General features: G+C 63.7%; 15 protein-coding genes. 7 read left to right on the top strand and 8 right to left on the bottom strand.

Going from position 1 to position 16,717, the window contains the following annotated elements:
• Positions 1 to 335 precede the first annotated feature (335 nt).
• The 3 genes from ACN6KF_RS00960 (at position 336) to ACN6KF_RS00950 (ending at position 6,171) form a co-directional block, all read left to right on the top strand.
• On the top strand, positions 336 to 1,544 hold the full coding sequence (locus ACN6KF_RS00960; protein WP_434955030.1) for an SIR2 family protein: 1,209 nt from the start codon (positions 336 to 338) through the stop codon (positions 1,542 to 1,544).
• The gene (locus ACN6KF_RS00955) at positions 1,541 to 4,303 is read left to right on the top strand and encodes a hypothetical protein (protein ID WP_434955029.1); all 2,763 of its coding nucleotides are present in this window, start codon (positions 1,541 to 1,543) and stop codon (positions 4,301 to 4,303) included. The genes ACN6KF_RS00960 and ACN6KF_RS00955 overlap by 4 nt, the downstream gene beginning before the upstream one ends.
• A 332-nt stretch (positions 4,304 to 4,635) precedes the next feature.
• On the top strand, positions 4,636 to 6,171 hold the full coding sequence (locus ACN6KF_RS00950; RefSeq protein ID WP_434955028.1) for a bifunctional metallophosphatase/5'-nucleotidase: 1,536 nt from the start codon (positions 4,636 to 4,638) through the stop codon (positions 6,169 to 6,171).
• A 218-nt stretch (positions 6,172 to 6,389) separates the two neighbouring features.
• On the opposite strand, the gene ACN6KF_RS00945 is transcribed toward ACN6KF_RS00950, so the two are convergent.
• Both ACN6KF_RS00945 and ACN6KF_RS00940 read right to left on the bottom strand, forming a co-directional pair.
• A complete protein-coding gene (locus tag ACN6KF_RS00945) occupies positions 6,390 to 7,712 on the bottom strand; it encodes an AcvB/VirJ family lysyl-phosphatidylglycerol hydrolase (protein WP_434955027.1) in 1,323 nt (440 codons plus the stop codon).
• A 101-nt stretch (positions 7,713 to 7,813) separates the two neighbouring features.
• Entirely contained in the window at positions 7,814 to 8,731 is a 918-nt protein-coding gene (locus ACN6KF_RS00940; RefSeq protein WP_434955026.1) for a DMT family transporter, read from the bottom strand.
• Between the two features lie 111 nt (positions 8,732 to 8,842).
• On the opposite strand from ACN6KF_RS00940, the gene ACN6KF_RS00935 reads away from it, so the two are divergent.
• On the top strand, positions 8,843 to 9,709 hold the full coding sequence (locus tag ACN6KF_RS00935; RefSeq protein ID WP_434955025.1) for a LysR substrate-binding domain-containing protein: 867 nt from the start codon (positions 8,843 to 8,845) through the stop codon (positions 9,707 to 9,709).
• Here ACN6KF_RS00935 and ACN6KF_RS00930 read toward each other — a convergent pair.
• Both ACN6KF_RS00930 and ACN6KF_RS00925 read right to left on the bottom strand, forming a co-directional pair.
• Positions 9,706 to 10,290, bottom strand: a complete 585-nt coding sequence (locus ACN6KF_RS00930; protein WP_434955024.1) for an SDR family NAD(P)-dependent oxidoreductase — start codon at positions 10,288 to 10,290, stop codon at positions 9,706 to 9,708. The two genes, ACN6KF_RS00935 and ACN6KF_RS00930, sit on opposite strands and share 4 nt — an antisense overlap.
• Before the next feature lie 160 nt (positions 10,291 to 10,450).
• Positions 10,451 to 11,665, bottom strand: coding sequence for a ubiquinone biosynthesis hydroxylase (locus ACN6KF_RS00925; protein WP_434955023.1), 1,215 nt, complete (start codon positions 11,663 to 11,665; stop codon positions 10,451 to 10,453).
• Between the two features lie 165 nt (positions 11,666 to 11,830).
• Here ACN6KF_RS00925 and tesB point away from each other — a divergent pair, with 165 nt between their 5' ends.
• A complete protein-coding gene (gene tesB, locus ACN6KF_RS00920; protein ID WP_434955022.1) occupies positions 11,831 to 12,703 on the top strand; it encodes an acyl-CoA thioesterase II in 873 nt (290 codons plus the stop codon).
• Positions 12,704 to 12,738: 35 nt separating this feature from the next.
• On the opposite strand, the gene ACN6KF_RS00915 is transcribed toward tesB, so the two are convergent.
• From ACN6KF_RS00915 to ACN6KF_RS00905, 3 genes are all read right to left on the bottom strand, one after another.
• Positions 12,739 to 13,071 (bottom strand): hypothetical protein, encoded by a 333-nt coding sequence (locus tag ACN6KF_RS00915; RefSeq protein WP_434955021.1) that lies wholly within the window; start codon positions 13,069 to 13,071, stop codon positions 12,739 to 12,741.
• A 73-nt stretch (positions 13,072 to 13,144) separates the two neighbouring features.
• Entirely contained in the window at positions 13,145 to 13,414 is a 270-nt protein-coding gene (locus ACN6KF_RS00910; RefSeq protein WP_434955020.1) for a DUF167 family protein, read from the bottom strand.
• Positions 13,415 to 13,470: 56 nt separating this feature from the next.
• Positions 13,471 to 13,761, bottom strand: coding sequence for a YggT family protein (locus tag ACN6KF_RS00905; protein WP_434955019.1), 291 nt, complete (start codon positions 13,759 to 13,761; stop codon positions 13,471 to 13,473).
• A 155-nt stretch (positions 13,762 to 13,916) separates the two neighbouring features.
• Here ACN6KF_RS00905 and nthA point away from each other — a divergent pair, with 155 nt between their 5' ends.
• Positions 13,917 to 14,552, top strand: coding sequence for a nitrile hydratase subunit alpha (gene nthA, locus ACN6KF_RS00900; RefSeq protein WP_434955018.1), 636 nt, complete (start codon positions 13,917 to 13,919; stop codon positions 14,550 to 14,552).
• A gap of 39 nt (positions 14,553 to 14,591) precedes the next feature.
• Positions 14,592 to 15,407 (top strand): phosphate/phosphite/phosphonate ABC transporter substrate-binding protein, encoded by an 816-nt coding sequence (locus ACN6KF_RS00895; RefSeq protein ID WP_434955017.1) that lies wholly within the window; start codon positions 14,592 to 14,594, stop codon positions 15,405 to 15,407.
• Between the two features lie 99 nt (positions 15,408 to 15,506).
• Here ACN6KF_RS00895 and ACN6KF_RS00890 read toward each other — a convergent pair whose 3' ends face one another.
• Positions 15,507 to 16,595: a cell wall hydrolase gene (locus tag ACN6KF_RS00890; protein ID WP_434955016.1), complete on the bottom strand. Its 1,089-nt coding sequence runs from the start codon at positions 16,593 to 16,595 to the stop codon at positions 15,507 to 15,509.
• Between the last annotated feature and the right edge of the window lie 122 nt (positions 16,596 to 16,717).

The following is a 16,717-nucleotide window of genomic DNA, read 5'->3' as shown; positions in this document are numbered from 1 at the left end:
TATCGGCAAGCGGCAAGCAAAGAGAGAGGCGTTGCCGCCATACCAATTCACCCTCTGGAACGACGATTTGGATGCGAGCCCCGAAACATTCAAATTGGGGCCGAGAGCAGACCGTCGGCTCTTGGGGCCACTACGAAGATAGCCGCCGTTCAGCAACCGACCCCGCTGCGGTCGTTCGGGATACTCGCTGCCGCTGCCTGAACCTTGTCATTCGCATAGGTACTGGCTTCTTGGGTTGATGAGGCCGGAGGGCGACAGGCAGAAGTTAACTGTTCAATCAGGAAACAGGAAAATAGAATGAAGAAAATGATTCGTGAGTTAAAGGCTTAGAGGCTGTGGCAGCCAATACCGCTGTAGAGGATAGAGTTATACAATTGGGCCTTGGGCTCCCCGTAATACCGGAGCGGCTCCTTCTGTCTCATGCGCGCGGAGAAGTGCTGTTCATTTGCGGTGCAGGTATCTCCCGGCCCGCAGGACTTCCGGATTTTCGTCAACTTGTTCTCGATGTCTACGCCAAACTCGATGCTTCGACGCACAGCATCTTAAAGGGGCTGCCAGCGGGAGTTTGCAACCAGTGGCAGGCCAATTGTGCTGGCCTGACGGATCGGCAGACAGCTGAAGTGAAGCGATTCATCTTCGGGGACTATGATGTTGTCCTCGGCATGCTTGAGCGCCGACTTGACGATCAGACAAGTGGCGATAGCCAAGTGAGGCGGACAGTCGCGGCAATCCTGCGTTCGGGTGCAGCAAGCCCAGCAGCGATCCACAAGGCGCTCATAGCCCTTGCCGATCGCGGCGGAGCCAAAACCATCGTGACAACAAACTTCGATCTGCTACTTCAAATCGCCGCCCAACGCCTTCGGTCGCCGGTTGAGACCTATTCGCTCGGCTCGATCCCGAGGCCATCGCGGAATTCTGAGTTCTCTGGTGTTCTCCATATCCATGGCGCGCTGGACAAGAGGCCGGAAAGAACTTCTGAACTCGTTCTATCGGATCAGGATTTCGGCGAGTTCTATCTGCGCCGCCGCGTTGTTCCAGATTTCATCTACGATGCCGCGCGCCTGTATCATTTGGTGCTGGTCGGCTACAGCGCCAACGATCCGCCTATGCGTTATCTGCTCAATGCGGTCGCAGCAGACGGCAAGCGTTTTGACGACTTGAAGGAGCGCTTCACTTTTTTCGGCACGAGCTCGCCGGACGCGGTTGCACTTGCGGACTGGAATGGGCGCGGTATCACGCCGATCCACTACGACTCAACGAACGGCCACAACGCGCTAAGGACAACCCTAGAACGATGGGCTGCTTTGTCTGCAATCAATGGGAAGAAAGAAATTGTCGATGCCGAACTGCGAAGAATTGTAACAGTACCGCGGTCTGCGTCTAAGGACTCTGACCGCGACCTTTTTGACCATTTCTTCCGAAGAAGCAACGCAGGCGAACGCGTGCGTCTTTCAGCGCTGATTTCCGACGCGAAGGCAGAGATCGGTTGGCTCGATGCAGTTGTAAAGGTTTGCGCTGAAGCCGAGCGGGGACGGAAGCCATGATCCGGCCCTGGGCTTATCTTGACCCGCAAGACCGCGAGACGTTCCGAACGATAATCGCGTTTCTGAACAAGCGCCTTGCTGAGCAAGGAACAATCGACTGGGCTCTGAAACTCAGACCCGGGCAGCGAGTCGAGCGCATCGCGGTTGAGGACTTATTGACCGGCCCAAGTGCGCGCGATCTTGCAGAACCATGGGCCTCGGCATGGCGGCTGATCGAAGAAAGCTGGGCAGCGCCTCATTCGGACGGACACAACGGAACTGCCATTTACGGCATTCAGAAGCGGCTACGGGCAGGAGATCGGTCGGGTGCGGCGATCGCGGCAATTGTTGATCTCGTTGCACCGCGACTCAAAGTCGAGCCAATTGATGCGTGGCGATGGACCTACATCAAGAAACCGCGCAAGCCGAAAATGGTCGAGCACATCCTGTCCGCCGGCCTGACGAGCGGAGATCTGGTTGATCTGAATGTACTCGAACTGGCTAACCTCAATGATGTCGCTTTTCTGACGTCGCTCGCCAATGCGCTGGAAGCCGCGGTCAATCACGGCCTCGATACTGCTCGCAGGCTGGGATGGGATGGACAAAGGCGCCTATGGCAACTTGGCGACTTAGGACGCGCGTACTACGTGGCTGACGCCCCAAGAGCGCGCGAGGATGGTGACCCAGACGCCTACCACCATGGCATCGCGCCGTCAGTGAAACTCCTGCATGCCGTCGTCGCTAGGATTTCTGAACTTGACCTCGCTGCTGCGCGGAGCTTTGCTCGGCGCTGGAGGCTGAATAGCTCGCCGGTGCATCTTCGTTTGTGGGCTGCGATGTCTCGGAACGAACAGATCACCCCCACTGATGGGGTGTCGGCCTTCCTCACTGCCCTTGATCAGGATCGGTTTTGGGATGTGCAAGGCTTCCCGGAAATCGCGGAGCTTCGCGCCGTCCGCTTCCGCGACATGAACGCAGAAGCACAAGACGCCATCGTGGCTAGGATTCAGAAAGGCCCTCCACGGCATCATTGGCCGAAGAAGGTGGATGCCGCGGAGATAAAGAATGCGCGGCTATTTTGGTCCTTGCGGGAACTACGGCGCATCGAAGTCGGCAGAGGTGTCTTACCAGATCGAGCCAAGACTTGGCTTGATGCTCGGACGGCGCAATTCGCTGAACTCGCGGAGATGACAATCGATGAAGGTTTTCCCGGAGGGGTTACCATTACTCGTCGTGAAGCGAAACCGGATGCGAAATTCGAAATGGTTTCAGGCGTCGAACGGCTGAAGGCGCTCGAAGCAGCCTTGGGAACCGGGCGTCGTGGCTGGGATGATGACCCTGCGGAACGCGCAAATGATTGGATCAACCAGCAGGGCAATGCCGACGAGGTACTTGCTGACTTCGAGACCACGAATAACGGCGGCGATGACTTCCCGAAGGTCTGGAACCGCTTTGGTTGGGCGCATAGACCGCGCCAGCAGGAAGGCGATGCTGCACAGGATGCGCAACTGGGCAGAGAGGCTAGCAGGGTTCTCGGCCTGCTGAACCAGCTATCCGACACAACGTTTTCGAGTTCGATCGACGGAATTTGTGCTTGGCTGGATGCCTGGGAGAAGTACGCCGCTAAGTTGCCGCTAGCCTTGCCGATCTGGCTTCGTCTTTGGCCTATCGCCGTAAACGCAACTAACCACGGGCCTGAAGAGAACAGCGATGAAGAATTGACGGTTATTGCTGACGCAAAAGGCAACGAGAATGATCGGGACGGAAGCGCGGCGTTGAATACGCCTGCAGGGAAGCTTACAGGTGTTTTCTTTGCAGCTTGGCGAACGCACGTAGGTCCGCAGAATCCATTTCATGACGGGAGCGGATTGCGCCAGATGCGCGACACATTGATCGCTACCGATGGTCGGAGCGGATTGCTCGTGCGATACCGTTTGATCGAATACCTGCCTCACTTCCTTCACGCTGACCCCGATTGGGCACAGGAACATCTCATCGAGCCGTTGCTTAAGGATGATGGCACCGCGCTGGCGCTATGGCGAGCCGTTGCAAGACGCCCGCACTTCACCAAAGTCCTGGAAAGCATCGGCGCGGCGATGGCCGAACGCGCAAATGATCGCCGGCTGGGTCGGGAAACGCGCCGCAGGCTGGTTTTCAGTCTCGTGATCGAATCCCTTCACGCTTTCCGCGAGGGCCGTGCGCCTGCAGTACCTAACCAACGCATTCAGCAGATGCTACGAACGCTGGAGGATGAAGTGCGCGCATCAGCGGCAAATGCGATTCAGCAATTCGTTCGTGAACTCTCAGCGAAGGGAGTAACCAACGCGCCAGAGGATGGCGAAGAGCAAGTGGCCCCCGCAACCGCAGCAACCCTCTTTCGTTCAAGCGCTGCGCCGTTCCTTCGCGAGGTTTGGCCGCAGGAGCGGTCGCTGGTGACGCCTGGGGTCAGCAGCGCGCTTGCTGATCTTCCCGCGACATCAGGCGAGGCATTCGCCGAAGCCGTGGACACAATCACCCGCTTTCTTGTGCCCTTCGATTGTTGGTCGATGCTCAATTACGGCCTTTATGGCGACGAAGGCGAAGCAAAAAAGCTCGCTGTCATCAATGACGCAGCAAAGGCGCGAGCTCTCTTGAAGCTGCTTGATCTCACAGTCGGTACGTCAGAAGGAGCTGTCATTCCTCACGACCTTACCGATGCATTGGATCAAATTTTGAAGGTTGATCCTACACTTTCTACAAGCGCAGTCTTCCGTCGCCTAGCGACTGCGGCTCGGCGCTAGAAAAACACTGGCAGACAGAAAATTGGTGTCTGCTACCGGCCGTTCTGAATTGGGTGGGAGCGCTTCGCGGTCGATGTGCGGCGGCTACCTGAATGGCCGCTTGCCGAGCTCCGTACCCAAAAGCGGACAGGCAGGAAACCACCCCAATGCAGTCATTCCGGCTTGGTGCGTGAAAGCAACCTTCTGGTAAGGCCAGTCTACCAAACTGAATATCAGCTTCCCCTTCATTCCGCTCGATAGCTGACTGCCTCCAATCCTTCCGCCCACGCGACTTGCCCCCGTCACATCCCTGTGGAACCCTCCCTCCTCCACCGCCTTTCGGGATACCCGCCATGCCTCGCCTCAATCGCCGCCAGACGCTGGGCCTCGGCCTTGCCGCCGGCTTCTCCGTCACCATGCTGTCGGGCGCGGCCGAGACCGCCGAGGCGGCGCCGGCGGGCACCACCTTCTCTCTGCTGCTCGTCAACGACATCTACAAGGCCGGCGACACCAAGGGCCGCGGCGGCTTTGCCAAGCTCGCGGCAGTGGTGAAGGCCGAGCGCGCCCGCGGCGTGCCCATGCTGTTCTGCCATGCCGGCGATTGCTTCTCGCCCTCGCTGATGTCGGGCTTCGACCAGGGCGAACACATCGTCGCCCTCACCAACATGATCCGGCCCGACATCTTCGTGCCCGGCAATCACGAGTTCGACTTCGGCACGGAGGTCTATTTCAAGCACATGGCCGAGGCGAACTTTGCCTTTTACGGCGCCAATATGCGCCGGGCCGACGGCAGTCCGATCCCCGGCATGAAGGACAATTCGATCCACGAGCTCGGCGACATCAAGGTCGGCGTCACCGGCCTCGCTTTGGCGGCGACGCCCCAGATGTCGCAGAGCGGCGACCTCATCTTCGCGCCCGAACTGGAGACGCTGAAGCGGGAGGTGGCGATCCTGCGCAAGGCCGGCGCCGAATTCATCGTCTGCGTCGCCCATACCGATCGCGACATGGACAACCAGATCGTGCGCTCCCGGCTGGTCGACGTGCTGCTGACGGGCCACGACCATGATCTTGCCATCACCTATGACGGGCGCACGGTGATGGTCGAGTCCAACGAAGAGGGCAATTTCGTCACCGCCATCGATTTCGTGGTGACGGCGAGCGGCGAAGGCGAGAGCCGCAAGCTCGCCTGGCTGCCGAGCTTTCGCGTACATGACAGCCTGTCGGTGCAGCCCGATCCTGAGGTGCAGGCCGCCGTCGACAAGCTCGAGGCCGAGCTGTCGCGCGAACTCGACGTTGAAATCGCCACCACCGCCGTCGAGCTCGACAGCCGCACCGCCAGCGTGCGGTCCCAGGAAACCGCCATGGGCGATCTCATCGCCGATGCCATCCGCGCCCGCACCGGCGCCGATTGCGCCATCACCAATGGCGGCGGCATCCGTGCCAACAAGCTCTATCCGGCCGGCACCCGGCTGACCCGCCGCGACATCCTCTCCGAACTCCCCTTCGGCAACACCACCGTGCTGGTCGAGCTCAAGGGCTCGGACATCAAGGCCGCGCTCGAAAACGGCGTCTCGCAGCTGCAGAACTATGCCGGCCGCTTCCCGCAGGTTTCGGGCCTCGCCATCGTGGTGGATGCCAAGGCGCCCGTCGGCGCGCGCATCGCCTCGGTCAGCGTCAACGGCGAGACGCTCGATCTGGCGCGGCGCTACAAGGTCGCCTCCAACAATTTCCTGCTGGCGGGCGGCGACGGCTATGACGCCATCGGCCGCGGGCGCGTGCTGATCGGCGCGACCGACGGCAAGCTGCTCGCCAATGAGGTGATGGTCTATCTGCGCGAGAAGGGCACCGTCACCACCGGCGTCGGGGGGCGGATCAAGGTGGAGAGCTGAGGCGAGGACTCTTTACCCTCCCCTGGAGGGGGAGGGTCGAGGCGAAGCCTCGGGGGGACTTCCTTACAAGAAGATGTCGTCTCATCCTCAAAGCCGGAGCTTCTTCACCCCACCCCGGCCTTCCAGGCCGACCCTCCCCCTCCAGGGGAGGGTAAAGAGCGTACTCTCATCGCAAAGTAGCGCCTATGGACGAGGACATCTGCGCCCCAGGCCTGCCCTCAATGCCCGTGATTACCGCTCACGCCGGCCCTGGCATGGCGCTCCACCGCCGGGGCTGACAGCAGCGGCGCCACGATGAGATCGGCCAGGCGCTCGGCATCGCCGCTGAAGCCGTGGCCGCCCGCCTCGCGCAGGATGGCGAAATCCGGACGGGCCTTGGCCAGGGCGGGACAGGCCAGTGCGGCCATGCGATCGTCCTGGCCATAGATGCATTGCACATTCGGCGCGTCGATGCGCGCCGCCTCGGGCAGGAGCGGGATCTCGTTGGGATAGTCGTCGTCGCTCAACTCGACGCGCATGTCCGTCACCGGCGCGATCGACAGCAGGGAGACCACCGCGACGATGCTCTTGATGCGTTTGGACAGCCGGTTATAGACCAGCGGCAGCGCATCGCCGCCGAAGGAATAGCCGACCAGCGCCACCCGCTCGACCGGCCAGGCCGCGCGGTAATGCTTGATGATGCGCTTGAGGTCGGCGGCGACTTCATCGGGATCGCGCTTGGCCCAGAAATAGCGCCTGGAATCGATGGAGACCACGCCGACCCCGCGCCGCGTCAGCGCCGTCGCCAGATCGACGTTGAGCTGGCCCATGCCGCCATCCCCCGTCAGCACCACGGCGAGGCGGCTGGCGGGCTGCTCGGGTTCGGAGACATAGAGCGGCAGGTCGGACAGATCGCCCGGACCATGCGGACCGGCGTCCTTGCCCAGGGCCTCCGCCGCCTCTTCGGCGGCGCTCTCGTCGCCATCCTCGATTTCCCGCAGCGCCACAAAACTGGCGGTGGTCGCCGCCGAGACGTCGGCGCTGGCGAGGGCCGCCTTGTCGACCAGGCAGGCCGAGATCGTATCGGGCTTCATCGTGGTGGTGTGCACCGCGATCACGCCGGCGAGGCGATGGCTGTCCGCCTGCAGGGCCAGGGAGCGCGCGGCATCCCGGCCCAGACCGGCCCCGGCCAGCACCGGCGTGACATAGGGGGTGATCGCCTGCTCGCGTTCGATGCGCAGCGTGGTGTCTTCGATATGGCCGGCGAGTTCGGGGCAGGTCATGCGATGGCGGCCGCCGGCGGTGCGACGGGTCGTCGGCCAGTCCAGGCCGATCACCAGATCGCCGCGCTGCTGGAACTCCGCGGCGAGGGTTTCCTCGTCATTGCCGAAGCCGTCGGCATCGGACAGCAGCACGATGACATTGGCCGGCTTGTCGGCCGGACGATACAATTTGACGTCGTCGAAGATCGCGTCTTCCAGCTCTTGCGGGGCGGCAGCCTGCGCCGCGGCCGGCAATTGCGCGAGGATCATCACGGCGGACAGGGCAAAGAACAAACGCATGCATCACCTACTGGCAAGCGACGGCCCACCGCTTCGCATGCCTCAAGGTAAACTATGCCGGGCTCGATGTGCTGTCGAGTCCGCGAAAGGACGTAGCCCCATCACTTCATGTTGATGCGCGTCATCATCACGGCGGCCAGGATCAGGATGCCGCCGACGAGCTGATCGAGGCTCAGGGCTTCGCCGAAGACGAAATAGGCGATGATCGCCGACAAGACCGGATGCGAAAGCAGGATGATCGCCACCACGCCGGCGGGCAGCCGCCCGATGCCGACCGCGCTCAGCCCCTGGCCGAGCACCTGGCAGATCAGGCCGAGGCCGATGACCACCGCCCAGCCCTGCGGGGACTGCGGCAGGAAGGTGCCTCCTTCGACCAGCATGATCGCCACCAGGCCGAGGGCGGCGACCACCGTCGAAACCAGCGAGGCATCGGCGGCCAGGCGCGTGTTGCGCGCCACCCGGAGGGCGACGAGATAGAAGGCATAGGCGAGCGCTGCGCCGAGAGCCAGGAGGTCGCCCCTGCCCATGGTGAGGCCGGTGCGGTGGGCGCCGCTGGTGATGGCCACGCCGACGAGGGCGATGGCGAGCGCTCCCAGCACCGCCGGCCGGATGCGGTCGCGCAGCAGCACGAAGCCGGCGACCACCGAGGCCACGGGGGCGAGGTTCGAAATGAAGCTGGCATTGGCCACCGAGGTCAGCGGCAAGGCGGCATGGTAGAAGGCAAGATCGGCTGAAAAAGCCACGCCGGCCAGGCTGGCCGCCAACAGGCCCGGCCGCGTGAGCAGGGAGGCCATGCTCGTGCCGCCGGCCCGCCGCCTTTCGGCCTCGGCCCACACGAACAGCACCGGCAGGGAGAACACCAGCCGCCAGAAGGCGGCGGCGGCCGGCGCGACATCGCTGAACCGGATCAGGATGGGCGACCAGGCAATCGCCAGAACGGAGGCGATCATGGCGCCCAGGCCAACGGAATCGAGCGCCGGCAGGGGGGTGGGGCGGGGGGCGGAAACGATGTCGCTCATGACATACTCGGGGCTGATACGCGTACTTGCCGCGAAGATAGGTCACGCTTCACATAAGCGAAAACGAATGTATCTTATGGCAGGATTTCATTTTCTTATGGAACGCCGGATATGCGCCATTTCGATACGGACAGCCTGGAAACGCTGGTCACCATCATCGATCGCGGCGGCTTCACGGCCGCCGGCGAAGCGCTGGGCAAGACGCAGGCCGCCGTCAGCGTGATCGTCTCGCGCATGGAAGCGCGCATCGGCAAGCGCCTGCTGGAACGCTCGCGCAAGGGGGTGACGCCGACTTTCGCCGGCGAGATCCTGATCGGCTATGCCCGCCGCATCCTCAGCCTGGAGGATGAGGCGCTCGCCGCCATCGGCGGCGACGAGGCGGCAGGCCGGGTGCGCCTGGCCGTGCCGGATGACTTCGTCGACATGATGGTGTCGCCGCTGATCGGCGCCTTCTCCCGGCGCTTCCCGCGCGTGCAGCTCGAAATGCGTTGCGATCTCTCCTTCCGCCTCGAACCCATGCTGGAGCGCGGCGAGGTCGATCTTGCCATCATCACCCAGGATCCTGCCCGCCCGCTCGGCGAAGTGCTGCGCCGCGAGCCGAGGGCCTGGTGCGCGGCGCGCGACCATCGGCCGGAGCTGATCGATCCCCTGCCGCTCGCCATGTTCCCCGAGGGCTGCCGCTGCCGGCCCGATGCGCTCGCCGCCCTCGACGCCATGAACAGGCCCTGGCGCATCGCCTATACGTCGAGCCACATGCCCGGCATCCATTCGGCCGTGAATGCCGGCATGGCGATCACCATTCTCGGCATTTCCTCGATTCCCAAGGAATGGCGCCGCCTGGGCGAAGACGAGGGCTTCCCGGAGCTGCCGCATCTCGACATCGCCCTGGTCGTGCCCGCCAATGCCAGCGTCGCCACCAAGCGCTTCGCCACCTTCCTGCGCGAAACCGTGCTGCAGCAGGAGGCCCTGGCGGCCTAGAGCAACGCGCCCTTGATCCCCTCTGCGCGCTGCGACAGCAGGAAGGCGGCGCTATCGGCCAGCGCCTCGCTCTTGCGGCCGATCAGGTTGACGCGCACGGCGTGCCGCTCGGCCGCAGCCGCCAGCCCGGCGCGGCAGGCCGCCTGCGGCCAGCTGTCGGCATCGGCCCCGACGATGAACAGCATGCTGCCGGTCGGCGCCAGCACGGGCAGCGCCGCGTCCAGGGCCTCGACGCCATGGCCGAGATTGAGCGCCAGTTCCGCCTGCCAGGCCTCGCGTTCCTGCCCCTGCCCGGTCGCCATGGTCGCGTTGCAGACCAGGCCGTCCAGGCGCCCGAAGATCTCGATCACGGCGCCGATGAAGGCGGCCGCCTCTCCGGCCACGGAAAGGTCGCAGGCATAGGCCAGGCAGCGCCCGCCATGGCCCTCGATCGCGGCATGGGCATCGGCCAGCTCCTGCGCCGAGCGCGCCGCGATCGCCACCGCCGCCCCTTCCGCCGCCAGGCGCTCGGCAATGGCCCGCCCGACACCGCGCGAAGCCCCCGTCACGGCGATGACCTTGCCGGCAAACTCCAGATCCATGCAGCCCTCATTCGCAACCGAGCAGCGACAGTGTCAGATTGGTGAAAAGGGAGCAACTGGGCGCTTTCGGAGCGCGGACATCTTGTCCGCCTCTTTCTTTCCAACGAGCATTGCGCTTGGGTTGGGGGAACAAGCGGACAGGATGTCCGCGCTCCGTCCCTTACCGCATCAGGCGCGGCACCGTGCCGGTCAGGCCCGTAGCCTCGCGGATGAACAGCTTCTTGGCAGCCGGAAAACGCTCCACCAGGCCAAGGCCGACATCGCGCACCAAGCGGATGGCATCGTGGTCGTTGGAGAACAGGCGGTTCAGACCGTCGGTGGCGATGCCCATCGAGACGGTGTCGAAACGCCGCCAGCGCTGATAGCGCTCCAGCACGTCCGGGCTGCCGATATCCAGGCCGAGCGCGGCGGCATCGGCGACACATTCCGCAAGAGCGGCGGCATCGCGGATACCCAGATTGAGGCCCTGCCCGGCAATGGGATGGATGATATGGGCGGCATCGCCGACCAGGGCCAGCCGGTCGCCCACGAAATTGCGGGCGATGCGCATCGACAGCGGGAAGGCGGCGCGTGGCCCGATCACCTTGAGCTCGCCGAGCTTGAGGCCGAAGCGGCGCTCCAGTTCGGCATGGAAGCCGACATCGTCGAGACCGAGGATGCGGGTCGCCTCCTCGGTCTTCTCGGTCCAGACCAAAGAGGAGCGCCGGCCCGTCAGCGGCAGGATGGCGAAGGGACCGGCGGGCAGGAAATGCTCTTCCGCCCGGCCTTCATGGTCGAGTTCATGCTCGACGGTGGTGACGATGCCGGACTGGCCGTAATCCCAGCCATGCATGGCGATGCCGGCCTGCTCGCGCAGCCGCGAGCGCCCGCCATCGGCCGCCGCCAGCAAGTGCGTGGCGATGTCGTCGCCGGAAGGCAGTTCGGCGGTGATGCCGTCCTCGGTCAGCTTGTAGCGGCTGACAGTGGCCCCCTGCCCGCGCAGCTCGATGCCGAAGGCTTCGGCCCGCGCCACCAGGGCATCGAGCAGCAGCCGGTTCTCCACCATATGGCCGAAAGGCTCGCCCGGCTCGACGTCACCGCCGAAGGACAGGAAGGTCGGCCGGATCGGATCGTCGAGCTTGGAATCGGTGATCACCATGTCGAGGATCGGCTGGGCCTCACCGGCCACGGCTTCCCAGACCTCGAGCTTCTCCAGAAACCGCCGCGCGCCGGTGGCGATGGAGGAGGAGCGCGGATCGCGCGAGGGACCCTTGCCGAGCATGGGATCGACGATGATGACCGAAAAGCTCGCGCCGAGCTCGGTCTTCAGTGCCAAAGCGAGGCCGAGGCCGGCAAAGCCGCCACCGGCTATAACAAGATCGGCTTTGCTGGCCATGTCCGAACCCCACGCTTGACTTTCCAAAGCGTTTTGCGATTTGACGGAACCATCTCAAATCGCAAAGACGCGTCCGACCAAAGAGCTAGAGTAAAAGGGCGTTTCTACCAAAACGCGCTTTGCTCTAGGAAGGACCGATGCTCTGCCTCCATCAAGGAAAGCTTCATGTCCGATCCCTTTGCGAATCTCCTCTCGATACTCGATCTCGAACAGCTCGAACACAATCTTTACCGCGGCACGAGCCCGCAGGGCGGCTGGCAGCGCGTTTTTGGCGGCCTGGTGATCAGCCAGGCCCTGGTGGCAGCGACCCGCACCGTCGAGCACGACCGCCATGTGCATTCCCTGCACGGCTATTTCCTGCGGCCGGGCGATCCGAGCGTGCCGATCATCTACCAGGTCGACCGGCTGCGTGATGGCAAGAGCTTCACCACCCGCCGCGCCATCGCCATCCAGCATGGCCAGCCGATCTTCTCGCTTTCCTGTTCCTATCATCGCCCCGAAGAAGGCTGGCACCACCAGGCGACCATGCCGGATGTGCCTACCCCCGATCAATTGCCAAGCATCGCCGAGCTCAAGGATCAATTCCTCGGCCATCTGCCCAAGATGGTCCGCGACTATTGGGAGCGCGAGCGCCCGATCGAGCTCAGGCCTGTCGACATGAAGCGCTATATCGCCCGCACGCCCCAGGAGCCTCGGCAATATATCTGGATCCGTGCCGCCCGTAAGCTGCCCGACGATCGGGCCCTGCACGAGGCCGTACTGGCCTACACCACCGACATGACCCTGCTCGACACCACGCTCGTCGCCCATGGCAAGAGCGTGTTCGATCCCGACGTGCAGCCGGCATCGATCGACCACGCCATGTGGTTTCATGCCCCGTTCAAGATGGACGAATGGCTGCTCTACGCGCAGGAGAGCCCCTTCACCGGCGGCGCCCGCGGCTTTGCCCGCGGCGAGATCTGGCAGGATGGCCGCCTGATCGCCTCGGTGGCCCAGGAAGGCCTGATCCGCAAGCGCTGGGACAAGCCGCCGGCATGAGACATCGCGTCGAGAGGGAGCTAGGGCGGTCGCGGCTATTTCGCCGTGAAGAATGTCAGGAGCACCTTGCCCTTCTCGCCGATGAGGCAGACGAAACGGTCGGGCCGGCCCGTCTCCTTGGCCCGCTTGATATAGGCCTCCCCGAGCACGACGACCTTGACCGGCACATCGCCGACCTTGGTATCCGCCGCCGAGACGGCGATGCTTTCCTGGTCGATGACGAGATCGGCGATGTCGGGCGACTTCTGCTGAAGGGCGAGCAGGCCGCTTGCCTTGCAGGCTGCGACCTCAGGAGCTTCGGCCGCCTGGGCATCGAGCGCCAGCACCATGCCGCCCACGGCCAGAAGTGAACGCAAAATCATCGCCATATGGCCAAATCCCCTACCCTTGCCTGTGCAAAATTGCCCTGGTTAACGCAAGGTGAGGTCATTTGTTCCGCAACTATCTGCCCATCCTGGCGAGAATTGATTGTTCCAGTGCGGCGCCGTCGCCCTCCACCAGCACCAGCTTGATCCGGCTGGTCGCTCCATGCGTGATCGACACGCGGCTCGTCGGCACGCCCACAGCCTTGGCGACCAGCTTGACCAGGGCTTGATTGGCTTCTCCACCGGCGGGAATTGCCCGCACCTTGGCCGTCAGCACAGATCTGCCGTCCGACATGATTTCCACGGCCCCGATCACATCCTTGCCGCCCCGAGGCGTCAAGCGCATCGCGACGAGCAGCCCATCCGACGTGATTCGCCAGGGTTTGCCGAAACCGGTATCGCTCAAAGCACGTTGGGATAGATGTAATAGGCGATGATCCGCTCGATGAAGATCGCGATCAGGATCGCCACGAAGGGCGCGAAATCGATGCTGCCAAAATCGGGCAGGCGGCGCCGGATCGGTGCGAAGACCGGCTCGGTCAAGCGATAGAGGGCATCGCCGATCGCCGCCACCGTGGGATTGCGGCGGCTGACGACGTTGAACGCCACCAGATATGAAAATACCACGGAAGCCAGCACGATATAGATATAGAGCTGCAGCAGGATGAGGATGATGTCGAGGATTGCGCGCATCGGGTCTCCAAGCCTTCCGGGCCATTCACACCTGCCCCTGATCTAGCGACCGGAAGGGTGCACCGCAAGTGCGGGGGATTGGGAAGAAGCGGACTTGACGTCCGCCCGTCCACCGCACCATTGCCTCTCCTTGCGATCTCTGCGACACATTCGCCATGAGCACGCACGATCACGATCACGACCATGACGACCATCACCATGGCGCGCCGCCCTCCCCCATGGCCGAGCGGGTGAAGAAGCTCGAAGCCGTGCTGGTCGAGAAGGGCTATGTCGACCCGGCTGCCCTCGACGTCTTCATCGACACCTATGAGAACAAGGTCGGCCCCCGCAACGGCGCCCATGTCGTCGCCCATGCCTGGCGGGACGAGGAATTCCGGACCTGGCTCCTGGAAGACGCCACGGCGGCCATCGCCTCGCTCGGCTATTCCGGCCGCCAGGGCGAGCATATGAAGGTGGTGGAGAACAAGCCGGGGCTCCACAACCTCATCGTCTGCACTCTGTGCTCCTGCTATCCCTGGTCGGTGCTCGGCCTGCCGCCGGTCTGGTATAAATCCGCGCCCTATCGCTCGCGCGCCGTGATCGATCCGCGCGGGGTGCTGGCCGAATTCGGCGTCACCCTGCCTGATGACACCGAAATCCGGGTCTGGGACTCGACCGCGGAACTGCGCTACCTCGTACTGCCCCAGCGGCCCGACGGCACCAAGGGGTGGAGTGAGATGGCATTGGCCCAGCTCGTCACCCGCGATTCCATGATCGGTACCGGCCTTGCCATCCAGCCTGGAGGGCTGTGAGTTCCAACTCGCAACGACGAAACTTCAACTGGTGCCTGCATGACCCGCTTTATCGCCAATGCCCGCATGTACTCGGTCACGCCGGAGGTCGAGGACCATTGGAAGACCCTGCTCGGCCATGTGATGGCGAGCGCCGGTGTGGCCTTCGACTATGAGCCCTACCCCGCCCCGCAGCCCCTGGAAGTGCTGTGGGAGCGTGACGATCTCGGCTGCGTCTTCATGTGCGGCTATCCGATCGCCTTCCAGCTCTCCGAGGTGATCCCGATTGCGGCGCCCATCCCGGCCGCCGAATGGGCCGGCGGCAAGCCGCTCTATCGCTCCGATCTGATCGTGAAGGCGGACAGCCCCTTCCGGCGCATCGAGGATACGTTCGGCCATCGCATCGGCTGGACGGTCGAGCACTCCCATTCCGGCTTCAACGCGCTACGCCATCACCTGCTGCGCTATCGCTCGCCCGATCATCCGGTCCTCTATCGCGAGGTCGTCGGCAATCTCGTCACCGCGCGCGGTATCCTCGACAAGGTATTGGCGGGGGAGATCGATGTCGGCCCGCTCGACGGCTATTGGCACGAGCTCATTCGCGCCTATCGCCCGGACCTGACCGAGGGTATCCGCGTGATCGGCTCCACCGGGCTGGCACCGATCCCTTCCTTCGTGGCGGCTCCCGGCCTGCCGGCGGAGACCATCGTGCGGCTCAAGGCCACCTTTGCGGCCGCCCATCACCAGCCCTGGTTCCCACCGCTCGGCGAGGCGCTTCGGCTCAACGGCTTCGCGCCGGTGGAACAAGCGGATTTCGAGAAGACGCTGGCCTGGGACCGCGAGGCGCGGGAACAGGGCTACGCTACCATCGCCTGACCGGCCAGGGTCTCATAAAGGAAAAGGGCGGAGAGACCCCTCACCCGCCCTTCGGGAGCCTTCCCTGTATGGGGAAGGCTCGACAGATCTCGATGCGCCTCAGTAGAGCGGTTCCGGCTCCAGGCTCGAACGCCGCTTGGCCTTGGGAGCAGGCGCCGGCTCGGGCATGCCGCCCATATCCGCCTGCACGGCTTCGGGCTGGATACGGATCGTGGGAACGGTACGCGACTGGGCCACCATGGGCCGCCTCGGCTTGGCCGCAGGTGCAGCGGCCTCAGCACCGGACGGCCCTTGCTGGAAGTTGAACTGCGGCTGCGAGCGGCCACGAACCGGCGGCAACGCGACATGAGAGCCGTCAGCCTGGCTTGCACCGATATGCGCTTTGCCGATGGAACCGCGCGGCCGCACCGGCGGCAAGGCCTCCGGCATCATGCCGGCATCCGGGTCATTCTGGGCGACCTGCACCTGGGGTTCGGCGCGGCGCTTGACCGGGCCGAGGCGAGGACGGGTCGGCGGCAGGATGTCGATGACGGGATCGGCCTGCGGACCGGCATCATCCTGATAGGCCACAGTCGGCAGAGGGCGGGCAGCAGGCCGCGAATATTTGCGCGGCTGTGGCGAGGGCATCGGCTCGGCAGCGGCCACCGTCGTAGGCAGCGGCGGCATCTCGGCCTGGGCCACCATCACCGGCGGAGCATAAGGCGCATCGCCACCGCGGCGGCGCTTCTCGTAGAAGGCATTGCCACCGGCAACAGCGACGTAATGCATGTTGTTGTAGGGGTAGGTGTAACCGGCCGTGTGGAAGAAATGCACATTCTTCGACATGCCCGGATAGCGCTTGCCGCTGATCACCTGATCCGCCACGCGGAAGGCACGCTCGCGGCCCGAGTCGTTCATCCGCTTCGTCAGCACGCCCGGGGCGAACTGCACGCGCTGGCCGACCGTGCCGCAGATCGAGCGCGGATATTTGCCGGACTCGACGCGGTTCATCACCACCGTGCCGACGGCAAGCATGCCGTCATCGCTGGATCGGTTGGACTCGAAATACATGGCACGGGCCAGACACTCACGCTCATTCGTGGTGCTGGCCACGCGCGAGGTCGAAAAGAGGGCGCAGCCGCCAAGAGCCGAGGTTACCGCCGCTATCGCGAGGAAACGCAGGGCAGATGTGAGGGTTCGTGTCTTCATGCGCTCGTTGTGTCGTGAGAAAGTTAACGACCGGTAATCATTTTTGTGGCGGAATTGCAACGAGCCTGCAAAACTTCTCCATAAGGGTGTCTTTTTAACGGGATGGTTACCCGAATCTTGCC

Origin of the sequence: Labrys methylaminiphilus subsp. lupini (genome assembly GCF_051161885.1) — a bacterium.
Lineage (GTDB): Bacteria > Pseudomonadota > Alphaproteobacteria > Rhizobiales > Labraceae > Labrys.
The sequence above is the reverse complement of the archived record's forward strand: the minus strand, read 5'-3'. Positions and strand labels throughout refer to the sequence as shown.